Consider the following 26,838-nt stretch of genomic DNA (forward strand, 5'->3'; position numbering starts at 1 on the left):
CATCCATTGACGAGCGGGGGTGCGGGCCGGGATCGAGGACAACTGTCCGCCCATGGCCACTGCGGCGTGGTGCGCGCCGCACGGAGTGGGTTGACTGCCTGCCAGCTATACCAAGAATGCCATCAGACTGTGGCCAAATACGCCAAAGTCCGCCAACTCTTTCAAAACGTACCGAGCACGAGATTCATCACGGACTTTGCGCCAGAGCCATTTTTTCATGTCCGCTGGCACCTCGAACTCCTCAAAACCCGATCGCCGCCCCCGCGCCGCGTAGTGCATGCCCATTAAACGCCCAATCGACCGGTCACTGGCAACATCGTGGGTCTGTCTTATATTTGTCGGCGAGTCCGCGGAGTACGGGTTGTTGAGCAACGTGTCCACCGTGACATCGTCCGCGCGGCTACCCGCCACCCGCCGAAGAACGCCCGACGCGATACCGAAAGGTCCAAGCAGCACGCATTGCACTGCAGCCTCGACACGCCGTACCGTCTCATCAATCTGTCGCAGGTGACATTTAGACGACAGATCGATGAGACAAGCGTCAGATACGATGGGAACCTACACTCATCAGCCGTAGCGGACGAACCGGATGTCTTGCGATTCCCAATACTTCACACCGAATACTCGAGACTTCTGGACCAGTTGGCCATAGTCGGGGGCATGGATCATCATTCCTTGGCCGAGGTATACGCCGACATGGTGGTAGTACGATGACTGATCGCCACGATCGTGGAAGAAAATCAGGTCGCCAGCTGCAGCCTGTACACGGGACACCGTGGTGCCGTACGAGATCTGACGACTGGCCCCGTGCGGCAAACGGATCCGCCCACCGCTGGCTTGATATACTGCGTATAGCGTAAGCCCCGAGCAGTCGAAGTTCCCGCCCGTCGGACCGTGGAAGTCGCCGGCGCCCCAGTTGTAGCCCGCTTTGCCGATCCATCGCGACGCGAACTCGACGACGCGCTGTCCGAACGGCCCGGCAGCGGTGCAAATGGCCGTCGCGATCGCAGTCACGATTCGCGCGGCGACCGCCTCGTGCTTCGCGTACGCGTCCGGGTAGGCGCTGCGTTCGACGCGTTGCGCAGCCACCGTTAGCGGCAGCTGCTCCCACCCAGGAACCTTCAGCAAAGCCTTATAAAACTGCTGGGACGCATACACGGGATCGTGCAGCTGCTCAGCCGAGCCCCACCCTTGCGACGGACGCTGCTGAAACAATCCAACCGAGTCCCGATCGCCATCGGGAGTATTGATCAGGCTTGACTCCTGCATGGCTGTCGCCACCGCGATCACCCACCCGCGCTGGGGAACCCGCATCTGCTGCCCCACCCGAACGATCGTCGCCGCGTTCCCGAACATCTCCTCAGTAATCCCACTCCTACTCAGCTCCGCTGGTCGTGTCGGTGTACATGCCAACGCAGCTTCACCACCCATTCCTAGGCGTCCGGAAATCATCGCGGCGATCAAAAATACAGGAAGGAGTGGGGCAACAATGAAAATCGCAATCCTCGGCAAAGCTAACTCCAGTGTGGAATCGAAAGGGAGCCGTCGCATGGCGAAGCCGTTGACGTCCGGAAACCCGCAACGTCGCCCGCGATTTCGGCTTATGCTGCTGTAGCGAAGGCGCGAGTCGATCTGGTTGCCGCCGATCCTGAATGAGCACGCCTATAGGCGGCCTACCCCACCAGTGTCTTCGTACGACCTGGTTTGACAGAGGCGCATCGGACTGGCGCTTGCATTGCGCAAGGGATGGCGATTGACGACTTACGGTTGGCATGCAGGAGGTCGAGATCAAGTCGGCGAATCGCTCAATTCTGAGAGGGTGCGCCTCGAATGCTTGTTGCGGCCGTGTTGATATCGCCGTACCGGAAGCCGGCGCCGGGTCGGCGCCTCCCGGTGCGCAACGGCGTGTTCGTCGACACGAGCCGTCCGGTTCCGCGATGCTGCATGCTCGAGCTACACGGAAAGGGCTACACGCCCGCTGACCACCGAGCCTCTGCACCGGGATGGACGCGGCCAGCCGTAGTAGGTCGACTTTGATGGCCCGGGGTATTGGCGCTCCCGAGACACATGGCGATCATGATGTTGCTTCAGCTGCGGCTGGCAAGATTTGGTCTCTTAGATGCAGGTTCTGGGGCATGCCGGCGAGTTCGTCGGCGAGGTTGAGCAGGTCCGTCGAGGGGAGGACACTGAGATCGGCAAGCCGCCTGGTGGCGAGATCCCGGATCGCTCGGATCGCGGTGGGGTGACCGGCTTCGGTGCGCATCCAGAGCATGTAAAGAGATTCGTTGTCAGGATTGAGATCTACAAGGTGAGCGGCGATGGCGGCTGCCAGGTCGCGGTCGCCACTGGCGTCGAGATGGTGTTCGGCCAGTGAGCCAAGGGTACGGGCGAGCAGAGCGGTGATTTTGTCGTCGTGGATGCAGATCCAGTCTGCTGGCGCTCCTGCGGCGTCGAGGTGGCCGCGGTACAAGCGGAGGGCGCTGCGTGCGCCGTAGGTATCATGGGGATTACAGCCAAGCCGGTCGACGAGATCGCGCAATTTCCACAGGTCTACCGCCCAAACACGCGGATCGAGTGAATAGCGGCCCCCCTCGTACGCGATTGGGTTCAGACCGACGGCGTCATCATCGATTCCCAGTACGCGCAGCTGTCGACGCACGCGGGCGAGAACGGTCGACAGAGCATTGCGGCCTCGTTCGCGCGTATACTCTGGCCAGAGGGTGGCGGTTAGCTCCCCCAATGGAACACCTTCGCGGTGCAGCGCCAGAACGACCAGGAGCTCAGTACCCTTGCCCCCAGGTGGAGGCACTTGCTCACCATCTGGGTCGTGCAACTCGAACCGCCCCAGCACGCTAAGCGCCAGTCTCGGCTGCTTTTGGTGTGCGTGCTGTGCGACATCCCAACTATTCTCGGATTGTGTCGGTCCACACACGGATTGTGCGCCTGCCGACGCATCTAGCGAGTCGCTAGTCTCGTGTGGGTCGCTCGTGGGTTCGACGATCTTCTGACTCTGCATTTGTTTTGACGGCAGCCCTGGTGGCGTCGTTGCCTGTCTACTACGCATCTCGACGCCTTGCGCCGCAGTTCCGGAGCCGGCCTCAAGTCGGGCGAGAATCTGGGCGAGGTGCGCGGCGGGCAGCGTACTCGCGCGCGCGTTCGCGAGCGAGATCGGTCCGGCCGGCCCGGGTGAAACACGGCCGGTCGAGTCGACCACACATCCATGTTCTCGATGATGGTCGTCGAGGATGACAGCGTGGATCGCGAGCCGGTGGCGACCGGATTCAGCCAGCATCGCAGTCAGCCGCCGGCTCGCGGCGGCAGAGCTGGCGAGCACGACGACCAGGGGCCCCGGCGCCGGCGTACGCGGATCACGGTCGAGGCTGAGACGGCGACGGGCGATGACCGCATCTTCGAGGAGGTCCAACAGTTTGTCAGCGTCGACGGCAAGCCGGAACTCGGCGTTCCCGACTCGAATATCGGTCATGTTCGAGGACCACGGTGGAGCGTGCGGTACAAGTAGTTCGGACAGGAGCTTTGAATCGGTCAGCAGCTGCACGCCGCCGGGTCCACTGGGCCGGCCAGCAGCGCCGACCGTGGCGATGATCGCGCGCACTACCGCGTACGCGCCCTCGCCGGTCAGCCGTAGAGGCATGGCCGTCTGGTCGAGATAAACAGTTTCGCCAGCTGTGTTGACGGCGATCGGCAGCAACGGTCCGTGGATGGGAGCTGTTTCTGATGCGGTGCGCTCACTCGGTGCACGCCACCGTAGCGACGTCGGCGGGATCCGAGTCAGTGTCGATGTGAGCTCGTCTGCCGGTTCGGCGGCATGGTCCAGTTCCCGGTAATGCAGGAAGCGGCGGCGCCGCCGGATGGCCATGATCAACGCGGCGCCGATAACCGCAGCCGCACCGAAGACGAGCCAGCCTCCGTCGGGCAGGTTCAGGTGTCCCTCAACGGAGTCGCCGCCCGGTAGTGGGGACGGTGTCGCGGACGTCAATTCCCGGGTGGCCGGCCTCGGGGAGTTCTTCTCGGTAGGCTGCATTGGCCTGGCGGGTGTGTGAGACGGCTGCGGAGATCGAGGTTGTACTCGGTGAGGATTCGTGGACTGGGTACGCGGCAGCCACAAGCGCCAAAGTGGCCGGATATGGTTCGGGTTGGTGAAAACCACGCCTTCGGGTTCGTGGCGGCCACGGTTGGCATGCCAAATGCGCGGCCATTCCTTCTCGGCACCATATGTCTTATCGGCAATCGCGGAGAGTGTGTCGCCTTTCTTGACCTGGTACCAGTGGCCGGCCGTCAACGGCGAGCCGTATCCGGTTACGACGTCCGTTTCTTCCGGCTGAGGCTGTGCAACGGCGGTTGAATAGGCACCCGTCCGGGTGTTGTCGGAGTACGCAGCCGCGAATGCCCCGCGAGACACCGCGGCCGCAATAACAAGTCCGACGAGTGTTGAGATTGATGCTCGGATGATCCCGTGGGGTGTCTGGTAGCGATTTCCGTTACGGAGTGCGCGAATGTGAGCGATCGCGTCCCCGATCGCGTGCACGATCAGATAGATCGACAACATGAACCAGCTGATCCAACCGAGGCAGGTGGCGCCGCGGCCGATCAGATCGGCCGTGGACAGATAACTGCTCCAGGTGAGGATGTCGTCCCAAGTGATCGGGTGATCTGGCGGCGGCAGTGGTACGTACGCGAGCAAGAGAGTCGGCGGAAGGACAACCAACCCGAGCAGCACCGCGACAGCCAGTGCCGCGCGCAGCATCCTCGCTGCAAACCGCCAGGCCGTCATGGCACTCCTCCGAGGAGACCTCGGATAGGACGAGCCGACGCCGTGGCGGCAAGGGATTGTCCTGACGGGCCGGTGAATCGGAGGAACGTGTGGGTCGTCACGATGATAGTGACTGTGATCTTGACGGGCGTAGCTTGTGCTGTCCCCCGGAGGTGGAGGCGCGCAAGGAGTTTATTGGCAGCATTCTCAGCGGCTCGCGGGTCGAGAGCCAAGGTACGGGCACCGCCGCGCAAGCTGTTGAGATCCACCTGCTGCGCACCAATTCGAGCTACGGTCTCTGCGACTCCAAGGGCGTGATCCATCGTGCTGATCGTGACGGACGATTGACGAAGGAAAGCCCCGAACAGAATTAGCGCCGCCATGAGAACTGCGATCATTGGGCTTACCTGCCCTTCATCACGACGGAAGACACTGATGCTTACTGGCAGCCGTCTACGGCCAGCAGTCGATGGACCGCAGTCGTGTCGTTCGAGATCCTCGGGTCTGTTCATGAGCTCGCTCGGTAGACATCGATTCCACTCATTCCAACCGCGCTGAATTCGGCATGGCCAGGAACACCGGGGAGGCTGAGGTCGGCGAGCGCGATTGTGCACCGTACCTGAACGGTGACCATCCCTCCGGGTTGGAACGCACCGAGGTCGACACGTACGTCCCTGCTGGCACAAAGATGCCCATACGGCATGAGATTCTCAGACACAGCCCGGTTGGCCTCGACCACCGCTGCCGTGGGTGTACGGACCGCCGTGGCGGCACGCGCGGCAGCCCGCGCGCTGGTCTCGACAACGCGTTGGGCGAGTCCGGTTCGGCCGATCGCGAGGAAAACGCCAAGTAAGACAACAAGTGCGAGCATGAGCACAGCTGCCTCGGCGGCCGCGGATCCTTCCTCGCCGCGGCCGTGTCTGCGACGCTGTCGATGTCTTCGTTTGGCGGCCATCAGGGTCCAACCTGCGCAACTGGTACATAGCGTTCGCGTGGACCGGTCTGGTGGGCTTCGACGGTCGCCAGCTGGCTGGGCAGTAGCGCCACGATTTTCGCGGTCACACGGACGCGTACGGTCGAGGCGTTGCTTGTGATCTGGATGTTCAAGTCGTAGAGCGAACTGCCGCCGATCTGCTGCGCCGCAGAGACTCCCGCCTCCACGCCGTTCGCGGTCGTGCCGCCGAACAACCGCGCCGCAGACAGAGCGTGATCGGCGACGACCGAGACGATTTGTTGCCCTCGCTGGTAAAGACCGAGGTCCAGGAAGCCGACGATGACCAGCAGCAGCACGGGAACAATGACCGCGGCCTGAGCTGAAATCGACCCGCCATCGCCCCTGCGGTGAACGGGCCGCTCCCCCGTCATTGGTCGCTCCCACCCATGGATGGGAACTGCAGATTTCCGGTGACCCAGACCTTAATCGCAACCATCACGGCCAGTGCGATTCCAATACCCAGGACGGTAATGACCGCTGTCTGGGACGCGTCACCGGCCTCAGATTCTCGGCTGCGGATCAGCAACGTCCAGGCCGCGGCGATATGCCGCATCCGTGTCGCAGCCGTCGCCGTCACGGTCGTCACTGCGCGCCGGATCGCGGTGACAATGCGTCGTGACGATGCCATCAGTCCCTTGCCCGTTGTCGATTTCATGTTGCGTACTTTCTTTTCGTGTTAGGAGACGCCGCTTAGCTGCATCACCGCTGGAAAGATGGCGAGCCCGATGAGCCAGGTGATCGTGAGCGATGCTGGCACCCAGATCCGTTCGGTGGCGGCGGACATCTGTGCTCGTACGGCGGCGCGGCGGGTCGCCCGAAGTGTCTCGGCGAGATCGCGCAGGGCCGGTCGGACCCGGGTGCCATCGGTCGTGCCGAGTTCCAGTACGGCCGCGACATCCCGAATTTCCGCGACCTGGCAGTGCGTCGCTAGGCGTTGCAACCCGCGATAGTGCGGTACGCCGCTGTTTCGAGCGGCTACAAGACCGTCGCGGATCTGGTCGGCGCCCTCGCCGCAGATATGTTCTGTGGCTTGGACGATTGCTTGGTCGATCCCCGCAGCGCCGCGGGTGGCCATCGCGACCAAGTCCAGCCACACCGACAGCGCGTGCACAATACGGTCGCGACGGGCCGCTGCGTCGGTAGCCAGCGCATGCCCAATCCACCACACGCCACCAGCCGCTCCAGCGACCGCGCCCACGACTGCGACGAGTAACGGAGCGCCGCCGACGATGCTGAGCGCCGTCCCCGCCACACATCCGCCTACGGCCGCGAACGCGCACCTGCCCAGGTGAGCGGACAAGGATCGGTTGAGCAACCGAAGATCGGCGCGGACCGCAGGCCGAAGTACGCCGATCCACGCTACTGTCCGAGCCAGCGGTGCCTCCTCGTCGTTCCATGGACGGGGCGGCCGCAGCGTTGCGGTCGAGGCGGCGATGAGCTCGACCAGTGGGCGACGATATCGCGATGCGCCGCGTACGACCAGCGCAAACCCACCACCGATCAACACGCCGCAGATCAACAGCAGTGGAAGAGACTGGATCGGTGGCGCCATGTCGATTCCGAGCGCGGCTACGACCGGAACGATGCCTGGTAACGCCGCCGAACTCCACACACTGCTGGCGGCCGGTAGGACGTTCGTCGTAGTCCGTGACGCCGCTGCCGGCGGTGCGTCGACAAGAATTCGTGGCTGCTCCGGGATCTCACCGGCACGACGCATCCACCACAGGCAACCGGCGTACCCGGCGCCGATCACCGCAAGCGCCATCTGCCCCGGCAGTGTCCGATACACCGCCAGATAATCCGAGAAGAGAAGGAAGATCATCGCGACCATGGCGGCTGAGCAACCCAACACGATACGAACGGCGGTCCGTGACGCGGCTCGTTCGGCATAGGCGTCGCGCTGCAGTTGTGCGTCGTCGCGGGCGACTCGTCGGATCTCATCTAGGCAATCGGCCAGTCCGTCGGACCGTCGAGCCGCCATGCTCAACGCGATGCACACCAGGTCGCCGGTGCCATCATTCAGCTCGGCCTGGCACTTTCGTAGTGCTTCCCGGGTGTCCTGGCCTCCCTGCAGGCGGGTCGCCAGCCGGTTGATCATCGGCGCGATCGCATCCGGCGCCAGCGCCGCGGACCGCACCAGCGCCTGCTGCAATCCGGATACCGCTCGCACCGAGGCCACCAAGTGGCCAGTCCAAACGGCGATCGCGTCCGATCTGGCCACCCGCCGCTGGTGCTCGCGCGTACTCCCGATCAGCGCCGGCCACCACCACACTCCGAGTGCCGCCAACACCAGAGCGACCGGCCAACCGGTGAGCGTCCAGGCGCCAGCACCGGCCAGCATTGGCACCGCTACCCGAGGCGTCAGGATCCCAGTTGGTCGGCGCTCGCTCTGCTCAGCGCGGCGTGGCGTACCTCGCGCCGCCGCAGATGACCATCTCGACGCACCGCAAAGGAGCAGCACACCAATCCCGATTGCCACGCCGGCGCTGACGGCCAGAAGCCAGCCGCCAACGGACCCCACAGATACGCCGCCCATCGGTGGTCACCCGCCCCAGCCGACCAGGCGGGCATCCAAGCCCGCGTCGACGAGCTCGTCGAGGAGCTGCGGCGACGGCGGGTACGCCGGCAACGCTCGGCGATCCGCGCTCGGCGCGAACAATTCGGTGGACTGGATCCGACGGCCGGTCTCGTCGACGCCGGTGACTTCTCGGACCGAGGACACCACGCGCTGACCGGGACGGTCCCGGCGGAACGCAATGTGCACGACCAGCGGGGCGGCGGCGGAGGCGAGCATGGCTATAGTGCGCTCGTCTCGGTTGTACGCGTACGCGATGAGGCGTACGAGGGCATCCTCGCTAGTGCGGGCATGGATAGTTCCAATGGAACCGTCCCAACCTTGTGACATTGCCAGCAGCATCGCGACGACCTCCAAGCCGCGAACCTCCCCGACGATGAGGCGATCGATCCGCATCCGCAGCCCCCATTGAGTCAATGTCGCAACGTCGACTTCTCCGACTCCTTCGACCGTCGGATCCCGGGCCTGGAACGCGAGTGAATTCCGGTGCGTGCCGGTCAAATCCACGTCGATTTCGAAGACGTCCTCGACGCTGCCCAACCGCTCTCCCGGAGGTACCAAGGAAAGCAGCGCTCGAAGCATCGTTGTCTTCCCCGCACCCTGGCCGCCGGAAATCAGGATGTTGCGCTTAGCCCGTACGGCGGCAGTCAGCAGCGAATGCAGGCGTGCGTCAATCGTGTCCCAGGCGTGTAGTTCGTCCAACGTGCAGTTGAGAGCCCGAAAACACCGAATGGCCACCGATGGGCGGCGGGCAACCCACGCGATCGCCTGCAACCGCTGACCACCAGGAAGCTGCAGCCGCAACTGCGGCGCGGACGGATCCCACCGCCGCTCTTCACCACCATCTCGCCCCGCCCGAGCCGCAGCGTCTCGGATCAACGTGATCAGATCCTCGTCACTGTCGGCGACCGGAGGTGCTTGGGCGGTCGTGCCGTCGGTGAATCGCAGCCACACGTTGTCGAACCCGTTGGCGTAAATGTCTTCCACTCGGGGATTCGCCATGTGCTGCTCGAATCCGCCCAGCCCACACAATCGATCCCGGACCGCGGTGCACGCGGCGGCCTCCTCCGCCGGGGTCATCGGCGACTGACCGTCATTGATCGCGTGGCGCGCTTCCACATCACAGGCATCGCGCAGCAGCTCGGTCACCAAGTTCTGCCGCGTGACACTGCTCATCGGCGCGCCGGCGTCAGCGCGTTCGCTGATTCGTTCCGAGACCCACGTACGAATCCGCGCCACCGCGTCTGGAGGTGCTGCGACGGATATCGGCACCGCGGTCGCAACCCGACCGTTTGCCACGGCGTGCCCGTTACTCCCGCTTCCGTTGGCCGGTAGCCGCTGAAGGTACGTCTGGAGCTGCGGCGGCAGTGGCTTCGGCCCGGTCATCGTGTCCGCCACATCAACGGCGCGGATTCTGACATTGATGTGGCGGCCACGATCGCCGGGGTGGGAGTCGTGCGGGCATCGTATTGCCGGCCGATGACTGGTACCGGCTGCGTGGGCAACGACGGTTTTGCCTCGGCGGGTCCGTGGACAGGTGTCGAGGTTGCCGTCATGGTCTGAGCCAGCCGCCCAAGCACCCGGCCAAGCCGCGTACGTACGAAAGCGGACGGCCCGTTCCGACGCAACAACCCGGTCGCGTGGACGTCGTACGGAATCATCGCCACCATTGGCCAGCTCAGGGCGCTACTGATCTCGTCCGCGTCGTACGGTCCGTCCTCGACGACCAACAAGCGCAGCCGCTCACCGGCCATTTTCGCTACAGCACGAAGCATCGCGGCCAGATGCGCCAGGGCGTCAGGACGGCCAGACGACGTCAGCAACACCTGATCAGCTGTCGCCAGCAACGGCCACGCAGCTCCTGCCTCTTCCCGCAGTTGCAGCCGGCCGACGTCCGCGACGACCGTAGCGTCCATGGGAGTCGCCAACAGACCACCGGCGAGCGAGGGACCGATCGACGCTGTCGCCTCTACGGCACCAACCGCCGACGCAAGCACATCGATCCGACGGTCGGCCACGCGTACGGATTGAAGGTGCGGGGCCAGGTCGATTCTCGTGGGTGCATGGCGACACTGCGCAGCTAGCGACGGCATTCCGTGACGTGGGTCGAGATCCAGGCGCGATACAAGGTCGCCGCCGCTGCAATCGGCTTCGACGACCATCACAGGTTGCGGCGCCGGCCACACCGCCGCCAACGCGAGCGATGCGGTCGTCGCGCCTGGGGCACCGGCGACTGATCCGACCAAGATGAGAGCCACGGCTCACCCACCGTCGCCAGAGACAGCGATCAGCCGTGCGCCCGGCGCCGATGCGATCATCGCGGCACCGCGCTCGGATGTTTGGAGTGTGACGACGACTCGACCGGCACGATCAGTGTTCGCAGAAGCTTGTGTACCTCCCACGAGATCGGTCGGCGTCACGCCAACGACTGTTGCGTCCACGCGCTCACGCACGCCGAGAGTCGATGCGTCCGGCCTCGACGTGCTTGCCGAAGGGTCCGGATCGACGGCGCCAGCGGTCTGTTGATCGATGGGATCCAACAGGACCGCGACGTGATCACCGGGTTGAATCCGTGGTGGATATTCGCCGGCGTCCACGGCGACTCCCACGACACCTTTGGACGCGGGTGGCCACGCCGGCGCACCCAGCTGCCGTGTGGTCAGCGGCGCACCGGCTTGAATCGCGGTCGCCAAGCGTGCTCCGATAACCCCCGTACGGTGGCTGGCAGGAATCAGCGGGACGTCGGCGTCAGCGCCCACCTGGATGACTCGTACATCCGACACCGCCAGCACGTGGCCGGCAGGAAGATCGCGAACCGCCGCCCACACGGCGCGCCGCTCATTACTCGCCGACACCACGGTCAGCACTCCGGCGATCCCCAACGTCATCGCGAGAAGCCCCGTCAGCAACCACGGCACTCGCCGCCGCCACGCCAACGGGAGACCGTCGCCTTTGCCGTTTATGGAAGGCGTCGACGCCGGCGACGTGTACGAATCGCGCTCTCGTACCGTCATTCCCCGTCCCCCTCTTCATTGCTCTTTGCTAGTTGTTCAAGGCTGGGGCTTCGATGACGCTCAGCCGTACCGAAGCTGTCGTCGTCAACGGAGGTCCGACGCCAGAAAGCGATCCGTCGGCGCTGCGCCAGGTCACCCGCCAGGACACCGTCGCGGAGGCGGCGACGTTCTTCGCGGGCCGCAAATAGGTGTGCCCGCAGGTCGGTGACGGTCGGCGCGGATCGGTCCCCGCCCGCCACGGTGTGCCAGGCCCGCGGCAGGTCACGGTCTTCCCATCACCCGTGCGCCAGCGCGCCACCTGTGGCACGGCCGTCGCCGTCACAGAAAAGCCCGGCACGCTCGCGGTCGCGGCCTGCGGTGTCCACGAACCGTTCGACATCCACATCCACGTCGGCACGCGTACGAGCTGGTCCGAGGTTGTCGGCGGATTCATCACGATCACCGGCGACGGCAAACGCAGATCCGCGGTCGCCTGCGCGCCAAGCTGCGCGGCCACAACGGCAGGTGGCACCGGGGTCCCGGTCCCGCCTTGTCCGGGAACGTTTGCCATGCACTCGGGTGGGCCACCGGTCGAGCTAGGTACACAGACGACGGCATCCCTACCTACTGGCGCGGCAGGTCCACCGTGTCCAGACCCACCACGACTTCCCTCATGGCCGTCGCGAGTACCGGCCTTCACGTGGCAATTCGGTGCTCTGCTTTTGTCGCAGCCGAGCCCGCCAAAACCGCCCGCGTACGCGCCGTTGACCAGGATCACATTGAGTCCGACGGTTAACACGACGAGTACGGCGACTCGCCGGATCAACATGTTCCTGGCTTATCGTCCAGGGCGAATGAGGTCACCCGCCATCCACCGACCTGTTCGACGATCGCCGTCACACGGTGCTTGCCACCTGGTGTATCTGCAGGTGCACCGTTGTCTTTCCGATAACGGAGCCAGCGAGAGTCATCGGCGCAGTCGAGGATGTTGACCGTCGTCGGCGCCACCGGCGGCGAGGCCGAGCTCACCTTCGGCTGGATCCCGATCTCACCTTTGGTTACGAGACCGGCGCTCCGGTCGGCCGCCAGCTTCTTCGTGATCGTGCTGAGGGCGTTCGACGACGCGTATGCAGCAAGGTCTGGATCCGCAGAGTTTGACGTAAGCCCGGCCCTCTTCACCGCCGTCCACATTCCGCGGTAGGCAGCGAGCGCCTGCCGCTCGGCGGCCTGCCGGGGCGTTTCGGTCGGCAGTGCCGACGCTGACGGCGGCGTAGCCGGCGGTCGCGTTGAAGCGCACCCCGCGAGCGCTCCCACTGCAGCCGCCAGCGTAGCCGCCCGGATGATGACCTTCGTTGTCCTCACGTCCGCTCCGCCCTGTTGCGCCAGACTTGACCTACCTGCCTACACTGCGTACGCGGGATGGGACAAGGAGTCAATCCTCCGGAGGCGTGCCTCCCAACGAGTTTTCGCGAGGAAAGACCGAAGAATGCACCGGCGAATGCAATTGCATGTGCACGTGCATGATCATCATCGTGCCAATAAGCTGCAAAAACAGCGTGTTAAGACATCCTCTACAGCGACCCAAGAACCACGTAGAGTAGTCGGCAATTACTCTACGATTTTAATGTGTTCCCTCTGGTTGGCGTCATGGCCAGGTTCAAATCGCCCTCTGATGAAAAGATGGGCCACGCGAACACCGATCCCGATGTATCGTCTACTCATCTATCGCTTCATTCTGCGGGGGCAGATAATGGAAAATTTTGGTGTTCAGAGAATCGGCGCCATTCTGCAGCGCAAATGGGCCGGCGAAATCCTCGACTTCCTTCATGACAGGCCACCGCAAGGGCGAACGGAGTTGACCGCAGATCTCAGTGCGCGCTTCGGCCGCCAATTCTGCGAGCGAGTGTGCACAGACACCCTCCGAGAACTGCGCAAGGAAGGGCTCGTCGGACATCGTTTACAGAGCAGTCCGAGAGCCGCGTTCTACTGGCTCACACCACTGGGCGAAGACTTCTATCGCGGCCCCATGAGCGACGCTCTTGGATGGCTGTCCAACCACACCGAGTTCAACGTGAGACCGGAAGACATGAACTGAACGGCCTAATAGCAGACGGGTGAGGAGCGCGAAATGGTCTCGACGACGCAACGAGTTGGCGCCAAGCAGGCGCCGCGAAGGTCTGCGGTCCAGCGGAACGAATACGCCAGGCGCGCGGCCAAGGAGATCCAAGGTCAGCTCAACCTGATCCAGGACGCGGGTGACGCTCTAGCCGCTGTTGAAGCAGCGCGAAATCAGTTCAACAAGGCCAAGGACGCGTATACAAGGAAGTACGAGTCTGCCACGAAGGGCGTATCGACAACCGTACTGCGGCAGTCCGGTCTACCAACACCAGACGACCTTGCGCTTGAGACCCAAGTCCCGGCAACCGAATACGGGAAGCCAGCGCCGAACATTAACCATGTCGCCGTTACGCAAAGCTGAGGTACATTCAGCCGGCGAGCGGTGCGCACCCGCGCTCAGGACGCCGTGCAGTCGAAGACCATGCCTGGCTGCGCGACCGTCGCGCCGCCGGCGCGCTGCGATGCCTCATCCGGCGTGAGAGCCGGTGATAGGTGGGTAAGCACCAGGCGCTGGGCGTGGAGTCCTGCCGCCACGGCTTCCTCGGGTGTGCAGTGAAATGGTTGCTGCTCGCTTGCGCCGGCCTCGCATAGGAAGACTTCGACGCCGTTGGCGAGCTCATTGAGCGCTGGGCAGGCTCCCGAATCAGCGGAATACGCCAGAGACCCGCTGTCGCTGGTGACGCGGAGGCCGTGGGTCGGCACAGAATGCTGGACTGGTACGGCCGTGACGTGGAGGTCCCCAACGTCGTACCCGCTCTCCGAGTGCTCGCGGGTGTCGAGTACCCGGCGGATTCGGTCCGGCCCGTCGTCGTACGGCAAGGCTGCGCCAATCCGGTCCACCCACCCGGCGGGGCCGTAGATCGTGACCCGGCGGGCATCGTCGACGTTGCCTGCCCATTGATAGGCGGCGAAGAGATCAGCGCAATGATCCGGATGAAGATGGGAAATCCACACAGCATCAAGATCGTTAGGATGGGCATAACGAAGGAGTTCAGGCCAGACCGCGTATCCGAGATCAATGAGCATTTTCGTGTGTGGCGTGGTAAGCAGGTATCCAGATCCCGGACGGCCTGGCGCCGGGAAGGGCGTGTTGTTGCCGAGGACGCGTAAAGTAGTGGTCATCGCCTGCTCCCAGTTGCGGTGAGCTGCTTCTCGGTCGTTTGCCAGCCGTTCTTGTGTGCACTCAAGAAGGAAGTTACTTCCTCTGTAAGCTGGCGTGCCTGCACCGACTTCACGAGGCGCCCACCGCGCAACTTCTCCAGGATGACAGCACCACGCCGCACGGCACCACCGAGATAGTGCCCGTTAGACGCTTCCGTCAACAATGGTTGCAATGTCGCGGCAGCGGCGTCAAGGCTTTCGATGCATAGGTATGCTGTTGCGAGATCCATGCGGGTGGTCGCCGAATGCCATATCGAGTTGAATTCCGCCGCCTGTCGGTCCAGAGACTCGGACAGCGTGGTCCGCGCGCGATCCGGGTCCCCGATCCAGAGGTACGCCGTTCCGGCGATCCGAATCTGATTGGAGATTGGGAAAGCCATCACTCCCTCCCCCACGGCAACCCCTGGATAGCTCCGTGCCGCCGCAGCATGGTTGAGTGCATTCTTCATTGCTCGGGCATCGCCAATTTTGGCCCAAGCCCGAGCTTCCAGCGTTGCCAGCCGGGCAGACTCAAGTCCGACTGGTGCCGCTTCGCGGGCACGCGCGGCGATCGCAGCCGCTGTCTTGAATCTGCCCTGCCAGAAGGCGGCACTACTTCGAATGGACCCGATCCACGCGATGAGCGCGGGCTCTTCAGCTAGATTCGCCGCAATGGCCGCGGCGTGTGCATGGCGAGCGGCGGCGATCGGGCGGCGAAGGCGGTCAGCGGCTATGGTCGCCAGCAAGCCACACGATCGCCCAGCGATCGCGTACAGCTGGCGACTCTGACGTGGATGCTGGCGCCCTTCAAGAGCGTGAAAGGCTTCGTCTCGTATCCATTTGATCTCATGCATGACCGGGACAAGCGGTCCGGCGAGCAGGTCGTTGGCACTCCGGTGAAGAGCCTCCTCAAGCTCGTCAATCCGCGCCTCGCTGATGTTCGTACTGTCAGCAAGACGGCCAAGCTGAGTCGACTCCTTCGCGACGACGTCGATGACGTCTTCGACCGACCCGACAGCTCGGCTATGCGTTGGAGAGGCACCCTCCGGAGCACGTTGGGAGGCCGCACCAGGTCTCTCAGTGCCGATCAATGCTTCAAGGTCGTCGAAGGCTCGCAGAAGTTCACCACGGGCCTCAACGCGCCGGTCGACGCTTTCCCAGAAGTCGCGAGTTACGGCTTGACGTCCAGTCTCGACCATGGCAACGGTGGATCGGCCGTAGTGGGTAGTTGGCGCGAGATCCTTCTGTCTGAGGCCAGCCCGCTGGCGGTACTCGAAGAGCATGCGCCCCAACTCGTAGCGCGCGTCGGCAACGACTTTCGAGTCCTTCACCAGGACCAACCTCCCCGCTGCCCTCGGATGATCGCCTCGAATTCACTCAGGGATTTGCCGTTGAATTTCACCCTTGCGAGCACGAGACGAACAATCTCAGCGTAGTCCTCGATCCGGTTTGTCGTGTTCGCACGGTATGCCGCGGCAGTCAAGCCTCGGACCAACGAGAGATCAATCTCGTCCCAGTCGGCCGTACGAACCGCAACAGTCGCTTCTTCTGCAGAATCATCAGCCCGCCGCCTTGCTTTAGTCGGCGTAGCAGCAAAATCCTCGACGGCGATGAGCGTTGAGTTCACGACAAGAGGGCCCGGTGAGCAAAGTTCTTGATTTTCCAGGTAGAAAAGCTGAGTGGCACCGCTGTGGCCGTGTATGGCGAGAACATCCGCAGCACTGTCCCAGTCGCTGGTTTGCCAAATTCCGCTACTCTCACCGTTCCACTGAGTGGTCGCCCGACCGTTCGGCCACTTCACGCCCCATGCGACGAGCCCGCACCCGGAGACACCGCTGACATCGGCTGTACGCCACAAATAGAAGACACTTGGCTGGTCGGACGGTGCTGTCGGGACTCGCGTCGACATCGCGCTCTCCCTTTCAAATGCTGACGTCCAGCTCACGTGGCCGCAAGGTGATCTGCCGCCCCGGCACGGCATCGACGATGGGGGATCTGAGGCCGCCACGCCGGGACATCTGTGCCTGGCCCGCAAACTGCCGCGTACGACCTGGCGAGACCAAACGATCCCGCGCAACCACACTGCGTGATCACACACGTGCATGATTGCACATGACGTAGGCACCGTGCAATTGCACCGTGCGTTTGAACGGAGCATGCGCACCGTGCTTAACTCAACGTGCGATGGCACGGGCACCTGCCAGACTGCTCCCATGGCGCGAAGCAAGATGACACCACTGGAACGTCGGCAGCTTGGAACCGCCCTTCGAGCTCACCGCGAAGCGGCGAACCTGACGCTCGCAGACGTCGCGCAGCATTTCGGCTGGTCGACCTCGAAGCCTTCGCGCATCGAGGGTGGCAAGAGCGAAGCCACGGCTCGTGACGTGCGCGACTTGCTCGACCTGTACGAGGTCACCGACGACTCGGAGCGCGCCCATCTCATCAGGCTGACGCAAGGCTCTCGCGGGTCCGATGATTCGTACTACCAGTTCACCGATCTGCTCCCCAGGCAGTTCACGAACTTCCTCGGCCTCGAGGCGGCGGCGAGCGTGCTGCGGATGCACGATCCCGTTCTGGTGCCCGGCCTGTTCCAGACTGAGGAATATGCACGGGCCTTGATCACCGCTTACCGGATCGACGACGACCCGGAGACGATCGAGCGGTGGGTCCAGACCCGGATGACACGCCAGGAGCTCCTGAGCGCTGACCACACTCCGGAGATCTGGGCGATCCTCGGCGAGGGCGCATTGCGCTGCAACATCGGCGGCGACGCGGTCATGGCGGCACAAAACCGGCATCTGTTGCACCTGGCGAAGCAGAAGCGCGTACGTCTGCAGGTCGTTCCGTTCCGGGCTGGCGCGTACATTGGGATGGACACCGGCTTCGTTATCCTTGACTTCGTGGACGCACCCAGCGTTGTCACGGTTGACGGGCTGACGCGGAACTCGTACCTGCACCACAAGAATGAAGTGGACAGGTACAGCGTGGCGTTCGACCACATGCGCGCCGTCGCGCTCAGCCGGGCAGACAGCCGCGCACTGATAGAGGAGATGGCAACATGATCGGCCCGCGGCCAGCGACCACGAGCGGGATCAGCTGGCGTAAGAGCTCCCGCAGCAACGGCAACGGAAGCAGCTCGTGCGTCCAGATCAGCGACACCCTGGCCGGACGCACACTCGTCCGCGACAGCAAACTCGGCGAGGCGTCACCGGTCCTGGTTTTCGCTCCGGCCGAGTGGCGGACCTTCGTCGCTGGGGTCAGAACGATCCGATAGTCGGCCGAGGCCGCCTAGCGTATCGACGATCGCTCGTAGTTCCCGCGAGACGCGAGGTACGCAGTAGGCATTGACGGGTTCTGGCGGTTCACCTGAACACCAAGGATGGCCACCGGCCATGCTCGATTCCGATTCAAGTGCGGCGACCGCGCGATGTCCGTCTTAGCCAGGGCGGCTCTGAGCCATTTCCTTCCTCGGCGACAAACCTGATCGCCAGCGTTCCGAGTCCTCATAGCTCCTCACCTGCTCGATGTGCCCGGCGCATTGTCAACGAATTGTCAATGCTTCCTGTCACCACCTCCGACATGCACCGCCATGGGGTGGAGTCGAAACGGTCGGGGCGGTTGGAACCCCGCGCTACCGCACAGGAGGCCCGGGAGTGACGACAAGGCCCCTCCCGTACGCCGTTCGGCGGTATGCGGATCTCCATCGCGCTGATGACCTGCAGCCAGTCCTGACAACGTCGTCGCACTGGCTGCAGGCCCAGACGTCGAATCGCGCAGCCGTCGAACGTAGGAGTGGTCAGTGATCAGCTACCGTGCCGCACTACAGATGCGCGCAGCCGAGTACGCGAGTCGCGGCTGGCCGGTCGCGGCGATGCGCAATGACGGCGGCGACGCTGCCGATCATCCGTTTGCCAACTGGGTACCGGTTTTCTCAGATCCGTCGACAGACCCGCGAGTCGTCACCTCGTGGTGGCGCAGCGAGACGTACGGCATCGGACTGGTGACGGGTGAGCAATTCGCATTTCTCGATGTTCCCGCTGGGCGCGTTGCACAAACACATGCCGTATCAGGCCGACATGTCCCGGTCATCGCTGGCGTCAAGGATCGCTGGCTGTTCATGGTGGGCGTTCACGACGCTCTGAACAACAGACGAGAAGCCTTGTGTAAAGCCGACGTCCGTGTTCATTGCGAAGGCGTGATTGTGTTGGCGCCTCCGACGCGGACAACCGCCGGTTCATTGTATTGGCATCTGCACCCCGGCGAGTCTGCGTGGGTTCCGGCGGACAGCGCGGCAGTCATCGATGCACTTCTTGACGAATCTGCGTCGGATGGTTCGTCATGACCGAGCCGATCGTCGACGACCGGTTAAGCGTGCCAGCACAAATCGAGGAGCTGGGCACGTCCGATCTCGGCATCCGGGCTGTGGCGCGCCGAAGACGGCGGAACGCTCTTCCGCAGTGTCGACCGCCAAGGGAATACCAGCCTCGTCACCAACGCGAGTCGGTCGAGTCTGACATCAATCCTCGGCAACACGTCATGATCGCTCTCGCTTGGTGTGACAACCGTCTTCGCGTCGTCTACGTGAAAAGCGGGGCAGGAGCGTGACAAATCGTCGTTACCGGCATGAGCGGCCGTCCGGGCCGACCACTACCTTGGCCGCCCTCTATCGTCCTGCCGATCGGGTTCGATCTTGGCGCGATGTGGACGCCGCGACGGTTGTCTGGACCGTCGTACGGCGAGGTTCGGGTCAACGCGAGTCGTTTGTATCGACTCGACCACTCGGCCTACATGACGTGGCTGGCGGCCTTTTACGATCCCGATCGGCACGCAGCTCTCACATTCACGCGGGAGCACTTGGCTGCGTTGGTACGCCGTACTATCGGGGCACATCGACCGTTTCGGGAGGTCGACCGGCTGCTGGCGTCAGGTCTGCTCGCGGAGCTGCGGCCAGACCAGCCGTGGGAGTTTCTGCGCAGGTACCAGATGTTTCCCGCCGCGGACGGGCAGGGCAATCGTCCCGACGACCTCGACAGCTTCGTCATTGGACGCGCGGGACTGCCGGGCCTGATCACGGATTGGCATGTCTACACGATCTGGTCAACAAGCGGTACGAGTCGCAATCTCGCGGAGGCCCTGACCCATCACGCCCGCGATCAGGGACTGACGGGCAATCGGTTCGAGCGGACGACTGCGGCGGTGGCCTCGGCGATCCCAGCCATGGTTTCGACACGATGCGCGTATCTCCAGGACACGTACCACTGGCTGCCCGGAACGGCAGTCTGACCGCGAATTCGCGTTGCGACACCGCACGGAGGTGAAATGATGTACGGAGTACCACGATCACCGCGTCGACGGTTGCTTCTGTGCGCTGCATCTGCTGCATACCTGTTGGCGTTTCTCGCAGCCCTTTACGCGGCAGAGATAACGTGTGGCAACGTCGTCGACCTCGCGTCATGGTCAACGCCTGCGATTGCGGGTGGTCTGCTGGTTTTACACGTCAGCGCCTACTATCAGAGCGTCGTACGCCGACGACCGTACGCACTCTCCGGGTGGCTGAGCGACGCTGTCGCCGCCGTAGTTCTCGGAGCGGCCGTCGGTTTTCAATGTGGACCAACGGTGTTTGCCGCTGCGGCCGTCGCTTTGATCGTCCGATCAGCTGCGGCGATCTGGACTACACATGATTGCGTACGGTCGGATTTGAAGCTGATTTCCGAACGGCTGCGGGTCGCCGACATCCGGTACGAACACGCCTGCCAGCTCATCCAGCATGCCACTGGATTTCACAGCGAGCTGGTAAGAGACTTACGGCTGTTGAACGCATTGATTGAGTCCGGTGTCCACGCGTTCGGAGAGGACGTCTCACTGCCGGCTCGCGGTCGCTTCGCGGAAGAGGCGACGGCTGCGCAGGTCGAGATGATCGCTCGACTTGAGCAGATGCTACGGGGTATGCCGCGGGCAGAGCCCAGCGCTCTCATTATGCGCCGCGCTGTAGACAAGGGAAAGCGTCCAGTCGGAGCGCATCTGTGACGTACGAACCCGCGTTACTCCGCGGCACCTGCGCCAGATGCGGCCTGCCACTCATTCCGAGCGACTATGTCGACAACGAACTCTGGTGGTGCCCGCACTGCAGAACGGCGACACACCTGGTCTCGCTGCCACGAACGCCGACATTCCCCACAGCAAATGTGCGTACGCGACCCGACACAACAAGGGAGCTTAGACGGACGTGAGGAGGTGATGCCGCTGGACAACCAATTAGAACCTCAGCTGTTTCTTCTACTGCGAAGGGATTTTTCATTGGACACGCTCGAAGATGCGACAACCGCAGATCTCAAGGATCTGTTCAACCTGAACGTGCGGGTGATCACAAGTGATCCGAGTCAACACGGTGTAGAGCCGCCGTGCAGCACCAACGACGGATGCGCTGGAAGCTGCGCCTCCGCTTGCGCCAGCCGCGGATAACCGAACCGCGATTTCATTATCGCCACCGTACGGGGCCTGTGCCATCTGGCTCCGGCCCCGTACTTGGTTGACAAACGGTCGGAACCTCAGTAAAGGGAGAGGTTTTTATGAGCCACGGGGCTCCCAATGGTCACTATCGCCATACCGGAGTGGCACTGGCGCGAGTCGCCGTGTGGCCCGTTCTGGACTCTGCCACATGGTGGCCCCAGGCCGACGACACCGACGAATGCGTGACCTGGCTGAGGAAGACCTGGGCAGATAATGAGATGGCCGAGGCGATACAGCATGCCAGCCCGTCGTTGGCTGCCGCCGTACGCTCGTTGCTGAATGCCCATGTGCCGGGTGACGCGGATCCGCTAGGAGCCAAGCGAATCCGTCGAGCGACCGAAGCGACCGCTCGTTATGTCTTGCGCGCGACCGGGCGACCAACGCCGTTCGGTTTGTTCGCCGGCGTGGCGACAGCGGAAATCGGAGGCACGGCCCAGTCTTGGTGGGGCTCTGAACATCGCGCCTTCGCCCGAGTTGACACCGAGTGGCTCTCCGATGTCGTCGACCAGCTCGAGTCCAATCCTGCGGTGTTGGAGCGGGTTGAGGTCGTCGTCAACAATCTCGTGACCCGGCACGGCGACCGACGTGAGATTCCGTACGGGCCGGATCGAGTGTCGATCCGCGCAACCACGGCCGTACGCCGGATCCGGCAATTGGCGGCGACGCCAATCCGGTTCGACGACCTCGCAACCGCGCTCATCGAGGCTTTCCCTGCCGACAATCGCGAGATCGTCGTAGCTGCATTGACCGAACTGATCCATCACCGGTTTCTGATCACGTGCCTACGCGCACCCCACACCACCACTGATCCACTTGGCCGTCTGATCACTCGCCTGGTTACAGCCGGCGCCGAAGAACTGCCGAAAACTAGCGAAATGCTCGCCGAGCTCCAAGCAATCCATGCCGAACTCGACCGCCACAACCAGCTACCTGCCGCACCGAACCCGGAACATACCAACGAGACCGCGGCCGATCTGCGGACAACAGTCACGAACCGACTGCGACTGCTGTCGATGGCGGGGCGAATTCCACTCGCGGTTGATCTGTCGCTGGACACACGCATTCGGCTTCCCGCTAACGTGGCGGAGGAGGCGGCGCGGGCGGCGAGCGCGCTGCTGCGTCTGACCCGACACCCGACCGGCCTTCCGGTTTGGCGTGAGTACCACGCGGCATTCCTCGACCGTTACGGCCTCGGCGCACTCGTACCCGTGACCGAGGTGCTCGACCCGACCGCAGGGCTGGGTTACCCGGCCGGCTATTCAGGAAGCCTGCTGCCAACCTTGTCCGATGCCCGGGTGACCGAGCGGGATCAACGGTTCCTTGCGCTGGCCTGGCAAGAAGTGGGCGCTGGCAGCAGCGAAATCATGCTGACCGACGACATGATCGACACGATCGCGGGCAAGCCGATCGAGTCGACCCGAGTGCCACCGCATGTGGAGATCGCAGTACGGGTGCACGCCAACAGCATCCGGGCGATCGACCGAGGCGAGTATTTGCTGACTGCAGCTCCCGCTCGCGCTGGCGGCGTGTTGACCTCGCGGTTCACGTCCACGACGACCGGCACGGGTTTGGAGAGGGTGTATCGGGATCTGCCTGTGGGTACCGCTGGAGCATTGCCCGTGCAGCTCTCGTTTCCGCCGGCGTATCCGCACGCCGAGAATGTGTGTCGGGTGCCGGCGTACGTGCCTGACCTGCTCTGCCTCGGAGAGCATCGTGACCCGGATCTGGAATCGGTTTCGCTGGCTGACGTGGCTGTGTACGCGACCACCGACCGGTTGCACCTGGTCAGCGTGTCTCGCGGGCAAGTCCTTGAGCCGCAGGTCTTTCATGCTCTCGACTTGGACAAGCAACCGCCGCCGCTGGCCCGGTTCCTCGCGCATCTCACTCGCGGCTACCGCGCGGCGTTCACGGTGCTCGACTTTGGTCCGAACGCGGATCTGCTCCCCTACTTGCCCCGTGTTCGGTATGGCCGCACGATTCTTGCTCCCGCTCGGTGGCGCCTTGATCAGAGTGAATTCCCATCTGCCACGGCCACAGTGGACTGTTGGAGGGTCGCATTGGACAGATGGCGACAGCGGTGGCACTGGCCAGTCACCGTTGATCTCCGCGACGACGATCGTACGGTTCAGCTCACGCTCGACGAGCCACTCCACACCGCGATCCTGCGCAATCACCTCGCCCGCGCCGGCCACGCCGTGCTCACCGAACCTGTGCCGCGGGCCGCGTATCACTGGCTCGACGGGCATGCGCACGACATCGCGCTCCCACTGGCCAGCACCCACACGCCGGCGCCGTCACCCCTCAACGGCGTGCCAGTCACGGCCGCCAACTGGAACACGGCGTACGTACCAGGGGCGCCTGGATCACCTTGGTTTTCAACCAAACTCCACACTCACCCCGATCATGTGAACACCATCGTCACCCAGCATCTGCCCGATCTGTTGGCAAAGTTGCAGACCGACGGTCGAGATCCGGCGTACTGGTTCGTGCGCTACCGCAGCCAGAACGAGACCGATCACCTGCGACTTCGCTTGCAGGTCGCGGATTCCGGCGCGTGCGACCGCTTCACGACCGCGCTTGGAACGTGGGTGACCGAGCTGCGCGACAACGACCTCGCCGGACGATTCGTTGTCGACACTTACTTCCGGGAGCTTGGCCGGTACGGTCCCGGCGCTGCCATGGACGCGGCCGAAGCCGTCTTCGCCGCTGATTCGCGCGTCGTCGCTGACCAGCTCCGTCAGTCACCAGACGACGCCGTCGATCGGACCGTGCAGGTCGCGGTCAACATGGTCCACATCGCCGTCGGATTCCTCGGCACCGACGCAGGATTGACCTGGTTGGCTGCGCGATCTGCTGCGGCTGCCAACCCGCCGTCGCGAGACGCGGCGGACCGCGTCGCACGGCTGATTCGCAACGGACAACTGTTGGACCAACCGGAGTCCGCAGGTCCAGCGTGGTCTGAACGACGTACGGCTCTGGCGGCGTACCGCCGGCAACTGGCGATGTCGGTGGGCGTCGATACGGTGCTGGAATCGCTACTGCACATGCACCACAACCGGGCCATCGGTATCAACCGCGACCACGAGCAGACCTGCCGGCGACTCGCCCTGCGTGCTGCCCGCGCGTACCGCGCCACGCATACCGTTGCGGCGGCCGCGCCGTGAATCCATCCCCGCTCATCCCGGAGACACCTCCGGCTGGCGAACCGTGGCGCGGTTGGTACGAGGATCTCTACAACGGAGCACCCGGCATCCTGCTCTGGCACGCCGCCCGCGCACACGCCGACGAGGCCAGTTGGGAGACGGTTCACAGCTGGGCGACCGCGATCACTCGCCGTCGCCTCACCTCCGACACGGTCGCCGGTGGCCTGCACCGCGGGGTCGCCGCCGTGGCGTACGCACTCCACGCCGCCGGAGACCCATCCTATGAACCGGTGCTGAACACGCTCGACCATCTCGTCGTCAATCTGACGCGGAATCGCCTACGGCACGCGTACGAGCGACTCGCCGCCGGGCAACTGCCGCAGCTGCGCGAATTCGACCTCATCCGCGGGCTGACAGGACTCGGCGCCTACCTACTCGCCCGTCGCACCTCCACGACGATCGAGGCCCTGCTCGGTGTACTCGACTACCTCGTACGACTCACTGAACTGCGCACGATCGACGATCTCCCGCTGCCTGGTTGGTGGAGCTCTGATCCACCGTCCGGTCTTTCGCCCGCAGATGCCGACGGCGGACATGGAAACTTTGGTCTAGCCCACGGCATCAGCGGGCCGCTCGCGCTCCTGTCGCTGTCAGCCCGCCGTGAGATCGTCGTAGACGCTCATCTCGATGCCATCCACCGGATCTATGCCTGGCTCGATGATCAAACCTGCGGATCCGGCGACCTTGTCTGGTGGCCCGAGTACGTCACGGTCGCCGCCCCTGCGTTGCCGACCAAGCCCGGCCGTCCGTCCTGGTGCTATGGCACACCGGGCATTGCCCGCGCCATGCAGTTGGCCGGCATCGCTGTCGGCGAGCAGGCTTGGCAGCGACGCGCGGCACAGGCGATGGCGGCCTGCGCCACCGACGAGCGGCAGCGCACGCTTATCCGCGATGCCGGCATCTGCCATGGCTGGGCCGGACTCGTGCACACCGTGCGGCACATGACGGCCGACGGAGCCGCGCTCGCGACCGTACTACCCGATCTCCGTTCTCGACTCGAGCGTCAATTGCAGCGCGAACCGCCAGTCGATGACGGGCTGCTGACCGGAACCAGCGGCATACAGCTCGTCCTGAATAATCGCGCCGCCGCACCCGCCTGGGACAGCTGCCTCCTGCTCGACAGCGCAACCCGCCCTATGGAAAGGACACCATGAACAACACTGTTGCCTCCTCGCCGGAGCAGCTCCGGACTCGGATGGTCGACAAGATCATGCGTGGCGCCTGGCCGCCGTCAGCTCGGGTCGCCGAGGCGATGCGAACCGTACCGCGGCACGAATTCGTCCCGCACGCGTCGGCCGAAGATGCGTACGACGACCGCAGCGTCATCACCAAAACTGCACCCGACGGGACCGCGCTCAGCTGCGCGTCAACACCGATCATCGTGGCAATGATGCTGGACCAACTGGACATCCGGCCTGGCCAACGTGTCCTCGAAATCGGCGCCGGCACCGGCTACAACGCCGCGCTCCTCGCCAACCTCACCGGACCGAGCGGACACGTGACCACCGTCGACATCGACCCCGAGATCACGGCCGGTGCCCGCAAAGCACTGGACGCGACCGGTTACGGGCACGTTCATGTCGCTGCGCGCGACGGCGCGCTGGGCGACAAGGAGCATGCCCCGTACGACCGAATCATCGTCACAGTCGGAGCGTGGGACCTGCCCGCCGCCTGGTGGTCGCAACTGAGCCAGGGCGGGCGGCTCGTCCTGCCGCTGCGCTGGCGCGGCCAAACCCAAAGCGTGGCCTTCACCCATCGCGGCGACAACATGATCTCCGAGTCGATGGGACTGTGTGGCTTCGTACCAATGATTGGCCAAGAAGGCGAACGCACCGGCTATATCGACGACTCCGGTCACGTCTCGCTCTATTGGGATGCCGACCAACCCATCGAACCGGCACGGCTGCAAGGCGTCCTCGGCTACCGGAAGACCGAGGCTTGGTCAGGCGTCACCGTCGGCCCCCTCGACCCTTTCGACGGCATCTGGCTCCGCCTCACCGCTACCGAATCCGGCACCTGCCGAATCGCCGCCGACCAAACCGCGATTGACCGCGGCCTGTGCACGCCCGCGGTCGGCGTACGCAGCCCCGCCATCGTCAGGGACAAATCCATCGCCTACTTCGCCCTTCACCGGCCCGCACGACACGCGGATCCGGGCAACCCACGCTTCGAGCTCGGCGCCATCGGCCACGGTCCGGCAGGACCTGAGCTCGCCGACCGCCTCTGCGCCCAGATCCGGGCCTGGGACAACGACCGAACTGCCCAGCCCACCCTCACCGCGTACCCCGACAAAACCACACCATCCGGTGGGTCCTACTCGATCCAAAAACAAGAGAGTCGACTCACGATCACCATGTGAGATGCGGCGGCTGGTGGCTGACGCGGCCGATCAGTGCCGATGTCGGCCGCGATCTAGTTGCGGGCCCAGCCTCATCTTATTTGCGCCGCTAGTTCGGCGCATGAGGCCGGCGACCAGCGCGATGTCGCCGGCGCGTGCTTGGTTTCCGACGGTTGATCCGCCGCACGTTTTCCAG

General features: G+C 64.0%; 25 protein-coding genes. 13 read left to right on the plus strand and 12 right to left on the minus strand.

From position 1 onward, the window contains the following. Positions 1-105: 105 nt before the first annotated feature. The 3 genes from GNX95_RS30610 to GNX95_RS30620 form a co-directional block, all read right to left on the minus strand. Positions 106-381, minus strand: a complete 276-nt coding sequence (locus tag GNX95_RS30610; RefSeq protein ID WP_163511154.1) for a hypothetical protein — start codon at positions 379-381, stop codon at positions 106-108. Positions 382-567: 186 nt separating this feature from the next. Continuing rightward, the gene (locus tag GNX95_RS30615) at positions 568-1,356 is read right to left on the minus strand and encodes a C40 family peptidase (RefSeq protein WP_163511155.1); all 789 of its coding nucleotides are present in this window, start codon (positions 1,354-1,356) and stop codon (positions 568-570) included. A gap of 718 nt (positions 1,357-2,074) precedes the next feature. Further along, positions 2,075-4,792: an AfsR/SARP family transcriptional regulator gene (locus GNX95_RS30620; RefSeq protein ID WP_163511156.1), complete on the minus strand. Its 2,718-nt coding sequence runs from the start codon at positions 4,790-4,792 to the stop codon at positions 2,075-2,077. A gap of 152 nt (positions 4,793-4,944) precedes the next feature. Here GNX95_RS30620 and GNX95_RS30625 point away from each other — a divergent pair, with 152 nt between their 5' ends. Then, positions 4,945-5,145, plus strand: a complete 201-nt coding sequence (locus tag GNX95_RS30625; RefSeq protein ID WP_163511157.1) for a hypothetical protein — start codon at positions 4,945-4,947, stop codon at positions 5,143-5,145. 580 nt (positions 5,146-5,725) lie between these two features. On the opposite strand, the gene GNX95_RS30630 is transcribed toward GNX95_RS30625, so the two are convergent. From GNX95_RS30630 to GNX95_RS30655, 6 genes are all read right to left on the minus strand, one after another. Beyond that, entirely contained in the window at positions 5,726-6,136 is a 411-nt protein-coding gene (locus GNX95_RS30630; RefSeq protein ID WP_343035030.1) for a TadE/TadG family type IV pilus assembly protein, read from the minus strand. Continuing rightward, a complete protein-coding gene (locus GNX95_RS30635; protein ID WP_163511159.1) occupies positions 6,133-6,420 on the minus strand; it encodes a hypothetical protein in 288 nt (95 codons plus the stop codon). The genes GNX95_RS30630 and GNX95_RS30635 overlap by 4 nt, the downstream gene beginning before the upstream one ends. A 21-nt stretch (positions 6,421-6,441) precedes the next feature. Next, entirely contained in the window at positions 6,442-8,301 is a 1,860-nt protein-coding gene (locus GNX95_RS30640) for a type II secretion system F family protein (protein WP_343035031.1), read from the minus strand. Positions 8,302-8,307: 6 nt separating this feature from the next. After that, on the minus strand, positions 8,308-9,516 hold the full coding sequence (locus GNX95_RS30645; protein WP_163511161.1) for a TadA family conjugal transfer-associated ATPase: 1,209 nt from the start codon (positions 9,514-9,516) through the stop codon (positions 8,308-8,310). Between the two features lie 206 nt (positions 9,517-9,722). Then, complete coding sequence (locus GNX95_RS30650; RefSeq protein WP_163511162.1) at positions 9,723-10,598, minus strand: MinD/ParA family ATP-binding protein; 876 nt, start codon at positions 10,596-10,598, stop codon at positions 9,723-9,725. A 3-nt stretch (positions 10,599-10,601) separates the two neighbouring features. Continuing rightward, positions 10,602-11,354: an SAF domain-containing protein gene (locus tag GNX95_RS30655; protein WP_163511163.1), complete on the minus strand. Its 753-nt coding sequence runs from the start codon at positions 11,352-11,354 to the stop codon at positions 10,602-10,604. A gap of 53 nt (positions 11,355-11,407) precedes the next feature. On the opposite strand from GNX95_RS30655, the gene GNX95_RS43895 reads away from it, so the two are divergent. The 4 genes from GNX95_RS43895 to GNX95_RS30670 all read left to right on the plus strand — a co-directional run bounded on the left by GNX95_RS43895 (position 11,408) and on the right by GNX95_RS30670 (position 13,812). Then, positions 11,408-11,542, plus strand: coding sequence for a hypothetical protein (locus GNX95_RS43895; RefSeq protein WP_281356973.1), 135 nt, complete (start codon positions 11,408-11,410; stop codon positions 11,540-11,542). A gap of 776 nt (positions 11,543-12,318) precedes the next feature. Next, positions 12,319-12,534 carry a hypothetical protein gene (locus GNX95_RS30660; RefSeq protein WP_163511164.1) on the plus strand — a complete coding sequence of 72 codons (216 nt, stop codon included), beginning with the start codon at positions 12,319-12,321 and terminating at the stop codon, positions 12,532-12,534. Positions 12,535-13,038: 504 nt separating this feature from the next. After that, on the plus strand, positions 13,039-13,428 hold the full coding sequence (locus GNX95_RS30665; RefSeq protein ID WP_163511165.1) for a hypothetical protein: 390 nt from the start codon (positions 13,039-13,041) through the stop codon (positions 13,426-13,428). Positions 13,429-13,461: 33 nt separating this feature from the next. After that, positions 13,462-13,812: a hypothetical protein gene (locus tag GNX95_RS30670; protein WP_163511166.1), complete on the plus strand. Its 351-nt coding sequence runs from the start codon at positions 13,462-13,464 to the stop codon at positions 13,810-13,812. A gap of 35 nt (positions 13,813-13,847) precedes the next feature. Here GNX95_RS30670 and GNX95_RS30675 read toward each other — a convergent pair whose 3' ends face one another. Genes GNX95_RS30675 through GNX95_RS30685 form a run of 3 tightly spaced genes read right to left on the minus strand, consistent with a single transcriptional unit; the run spans position 13,848 to position 16,500 of the window. Then, the gene (locus tag GNX95_RS30675) at positions 13,848-14,573 is read right to left on the minus strand and encodes an MBL fold metallo-hydrolase (protein WP_163511167.1); all 726 of its coding nucleotides are present in this window, start codon (positions 14,571-14,573) and stop codon (positions 13,848-13,850) included. After that, the gene (locus tag GNX95_RS30680; protein ID WP_163511168.1) at positions 14,570-15,922 is read right to left on the minus strand and encodes a helix-turn-helix domain-containing protein; all 1,353 of its coding nucleotides are present in this window, start codon (positions 15,920-15,922) and stop codon (positions 14,570-14,572) included. The genes GNX95_RS30675 and GNX95_RS30680 overlap by 4 nt, the downstream gene beginning before the upstream one ends. After that, entirely contained in the window at positions 15,919-16,500 is a 582-nt protein-coding gene (locus tag GNX95_RS30685) for a hypothetical protein (RefSeq protein WP_163511169.1), read from the minus strand. Before GNX95_RS30685 ends, GNX95_RS30680 begins: the two co-directional genes overlap by 4 nt. Positions 16,501-16,804: 304 nt before the next feature. Here GNX95_RS30685 and GNX95_RS30690 point away from each other — a divergent pair, with 304 nt between their 5' ends. The 8 genes from GNX95_RS30690 (at position 16,805) to fxlM (ending at position 26,663) form a co-directional block, all read left to right on the plus strand. After that, positions 16,805-17,653: a helix-turn-helix domain-containing protein gene (locus tag GNX95_RS30690; RefSeq protein ID WP_163511170.1), complete on the plus strand. Its 849-nt coding sequence runs from the start codon at positions 16,805-16,807 to the stop codon at positions 17,651-17,653. Next, entirely contained in the window at positions 17,650-17,865 is a 216-nt protein-coding gene (locus GNX95_RS30695) for a DUF397 domain-containing protein (RefSeq protein ID WP_163511171.1), read from the plus strand. Before GNX95_RS30690 ends, GNX95_RS30695 begins: the two co-directional genes overlap by 4 nt. 525 nt (positions 17,866-18,390) lie before the next feature. Next, positions 18,391-18,933, plus strand: a complete 543-nt coding sequence (locus GNX95_RS30700) for a bifunctional DNA primase/polymerase (RefSeq protein ID WP_163511172.1) — start codon at positions 18,391-18,393, stop codon at positions 18,931-18,933. A 356-nt stretch (positions 18,934-19,289) separates the two neighbouring features. Then, entirely contained in the window at positions 19,290-19,874 is a 585-nt protein-coding gene (locus GNX95_RS30705) for a hypothetical protein (protein WP_163511173.1), read from the plus strand. Positions 19,875-20,828: 954 nt separating this feature from the next. Beyond that, positions 20,829-21,053 (plus strand): FxLD family lanthipeptide, encoded by a 225-nt coding sequence (locus GNX95_RS44475; protein ID WP_163511174.1) that lies wholly within the window; start codon positions 20,829-20,831, stop codon positions 21,051-21,053. Between the two features lie 107 nt (positions 21,054-21,160). Beyond that, a complete protein-coding gene (locus GNX95_RS30715; protein WP_163511175.1) occupies positions 21,161-24,265 on the plus strand; it encodes a lantibiotic dehydratase in 3,105 nt (1,034 codons plus the stop codon). Beyond that, positions 24,262-25,458, plus strand: coding sequence for a lanthionine synthetase C family protein (locus GNX95_RS30720; RefSeq protein WP_163511176.1), 1,197 nt, complete (start codon positions 24,262-24,264; stop codon positions 25,456-25,458). Before GNX95_RS30715 ends, GNX95_RS30720 begins: the two co-directional genes overlap by 4 nt. Then, a complete protein-coding gene (gene fxlM / locus GNX95_RS30725; protein WP_163511177.1) occupies positions 25,455-26,663 on the plus strand; it encodes a methyltransferase, FxLD system in 1,209 nt (402 codons plus the stop codon). Before GNX95_RS30720 ends, fxlM begins: the two co-directional genes overlap by 4 nt. Positions 26,664-26,838 lie beyond the last annotated feature (175 nt).

Origin of the sequence: Fodinicola acaciae (assembly GCF_010993745.1) — a bacterium.
GTDB lineage: Bacteria > Actinomycetota > Actinomycetes > Mycobacteriales > HKI-0501 > Fodinicola > Fodinicola acaciae.

Coding starts and splice junctions, on each gene's coding strand:
- GNX95_RS44475 (WP_163511174.1), top strand. CDS start 20,829: ATGCCGCTGGACAACCAATTAGAACCTCAGCTGTTTCTTCTACTGCGA.
- GNX95_RS30675 (WP_163511167.1), bottom strand. CDS start 14,573: ATGACCACTACTTTACGCGTCCTCGGCAACAACACGCCCTTCCCGGCG.
- GNX95_RS30705 (WP_163511173.1), top strand. CDS start 19,290: ATGTGGACGCCGCGACGGTTGTCTGGACCGTCGTACGGCGAGGTTCGG.
- GNX95_RS30640 (WP_343035031.1), bottom strand. CDS start 8,301: ATGGGCGGCGTATCTGTGGGGTCCGTTGGCGGCTGGCTTCTGGCCGTC.
- GNX95_RS43895 (WP_281356973.1), top strand. CDS start 11,408: ATGACGCTCAGCCGTACCGAAGCTGTCGTCGTCAACGGAGGTCCGACG.
- GNX95_RS30655 (WP_163511163.1), bottom strand. CDS start 11,354: ATGACGGTACGAGAGCGCGATTCGTACACGTCGCCGGCGTCGACGCCT.
- GNX95_RS30670 (WP_163511166.1), top strand. CDS start 13,462: ATGGTCTCGACGACGCAACGAGTTGGCGCCAAGCAGGCGCCGCGAAGG.
- GNX95_RS30660 (WP_163511164.1), top strand. CDS start 12,319: ATGTTGACCGTCGTCGGCGCCACCGGCGGCGAGGCCGAGCTCACCTTC.
- GNX95_RS30665 (WP_163511165.1), top strand. CDS start 13,039: ATGTATCGTCTACTCATCTATCGCTTCATTCTGCGGGGGCAGATAATG.
- fxlM (WP_163511177.1), top strand. CDS start 25,455: ATGAACAACACTGTTGCCTCCTCGCCGGAGCAGCTCCGGACTCGGATG.
- GNX95_RS30630 (WP_343035030.1), bottom strand. CDS start 6,136: ATGACGGGGGAGCGGCCCGTTCACCGCAGGGGCGATGGCGGGTCGATT.
- GNX95_RS30715 (WP_163511175.1), top strand. CDS start 21,161: ATGAGCCACGGGGCTCCCAATGGTCACTATCGCCATACCGGAGTGGCA.
- GNX95_RS30615 (WP_163511155.1), bottom strand. CDS start 1,356: ATGTTCGGGAACGCGGCGACGATCGTTCGGGTGGGGCAGCAGATGCGG.
- GNX95_RS30635 (WP_163511159.1), bottom strand. CDS start 6,420: ATGAAATCGACAACGGGCAAGGGACTGATGGCATCGTCACGACGCATT.
- GNX95_RS30695 (WP_163511171.1), top strand. CDS start 17,650: ATGATCGGCCCGCGGCCAGCGACCACGAGCGGGATCAGCTGGCGTAAG.
- GNX95_RS30620 (WP_163511156.1), bottom strand. CDS start 4,792: ATGACGGCCTGGCGGTTTGCAGCGAGGATGCTGCGCGCGGCACTGGCT.
- GNX95_RS30685 (WP_163511169.1), bottom strand. CDS start 16,500: ATGTCGACGCGAGTCCCGACAGCACCGTCCGACCAGCCAAGTGTCTTC.
- GNX95_RS30645 (WP_163511161.1), bottom strand. CDS start 9,516: ATGAGCAGTGTCACGCGGCAGAACTTGGTGACCGAGCTGCTGCGCGAT.
- GNX95_RS30690 (WP_163511170.1), top strand. CDS start 16,805: ATGGCGCGAAGCAAGATGACACCACTGGAACGTCGGCAGCTTGGAACC.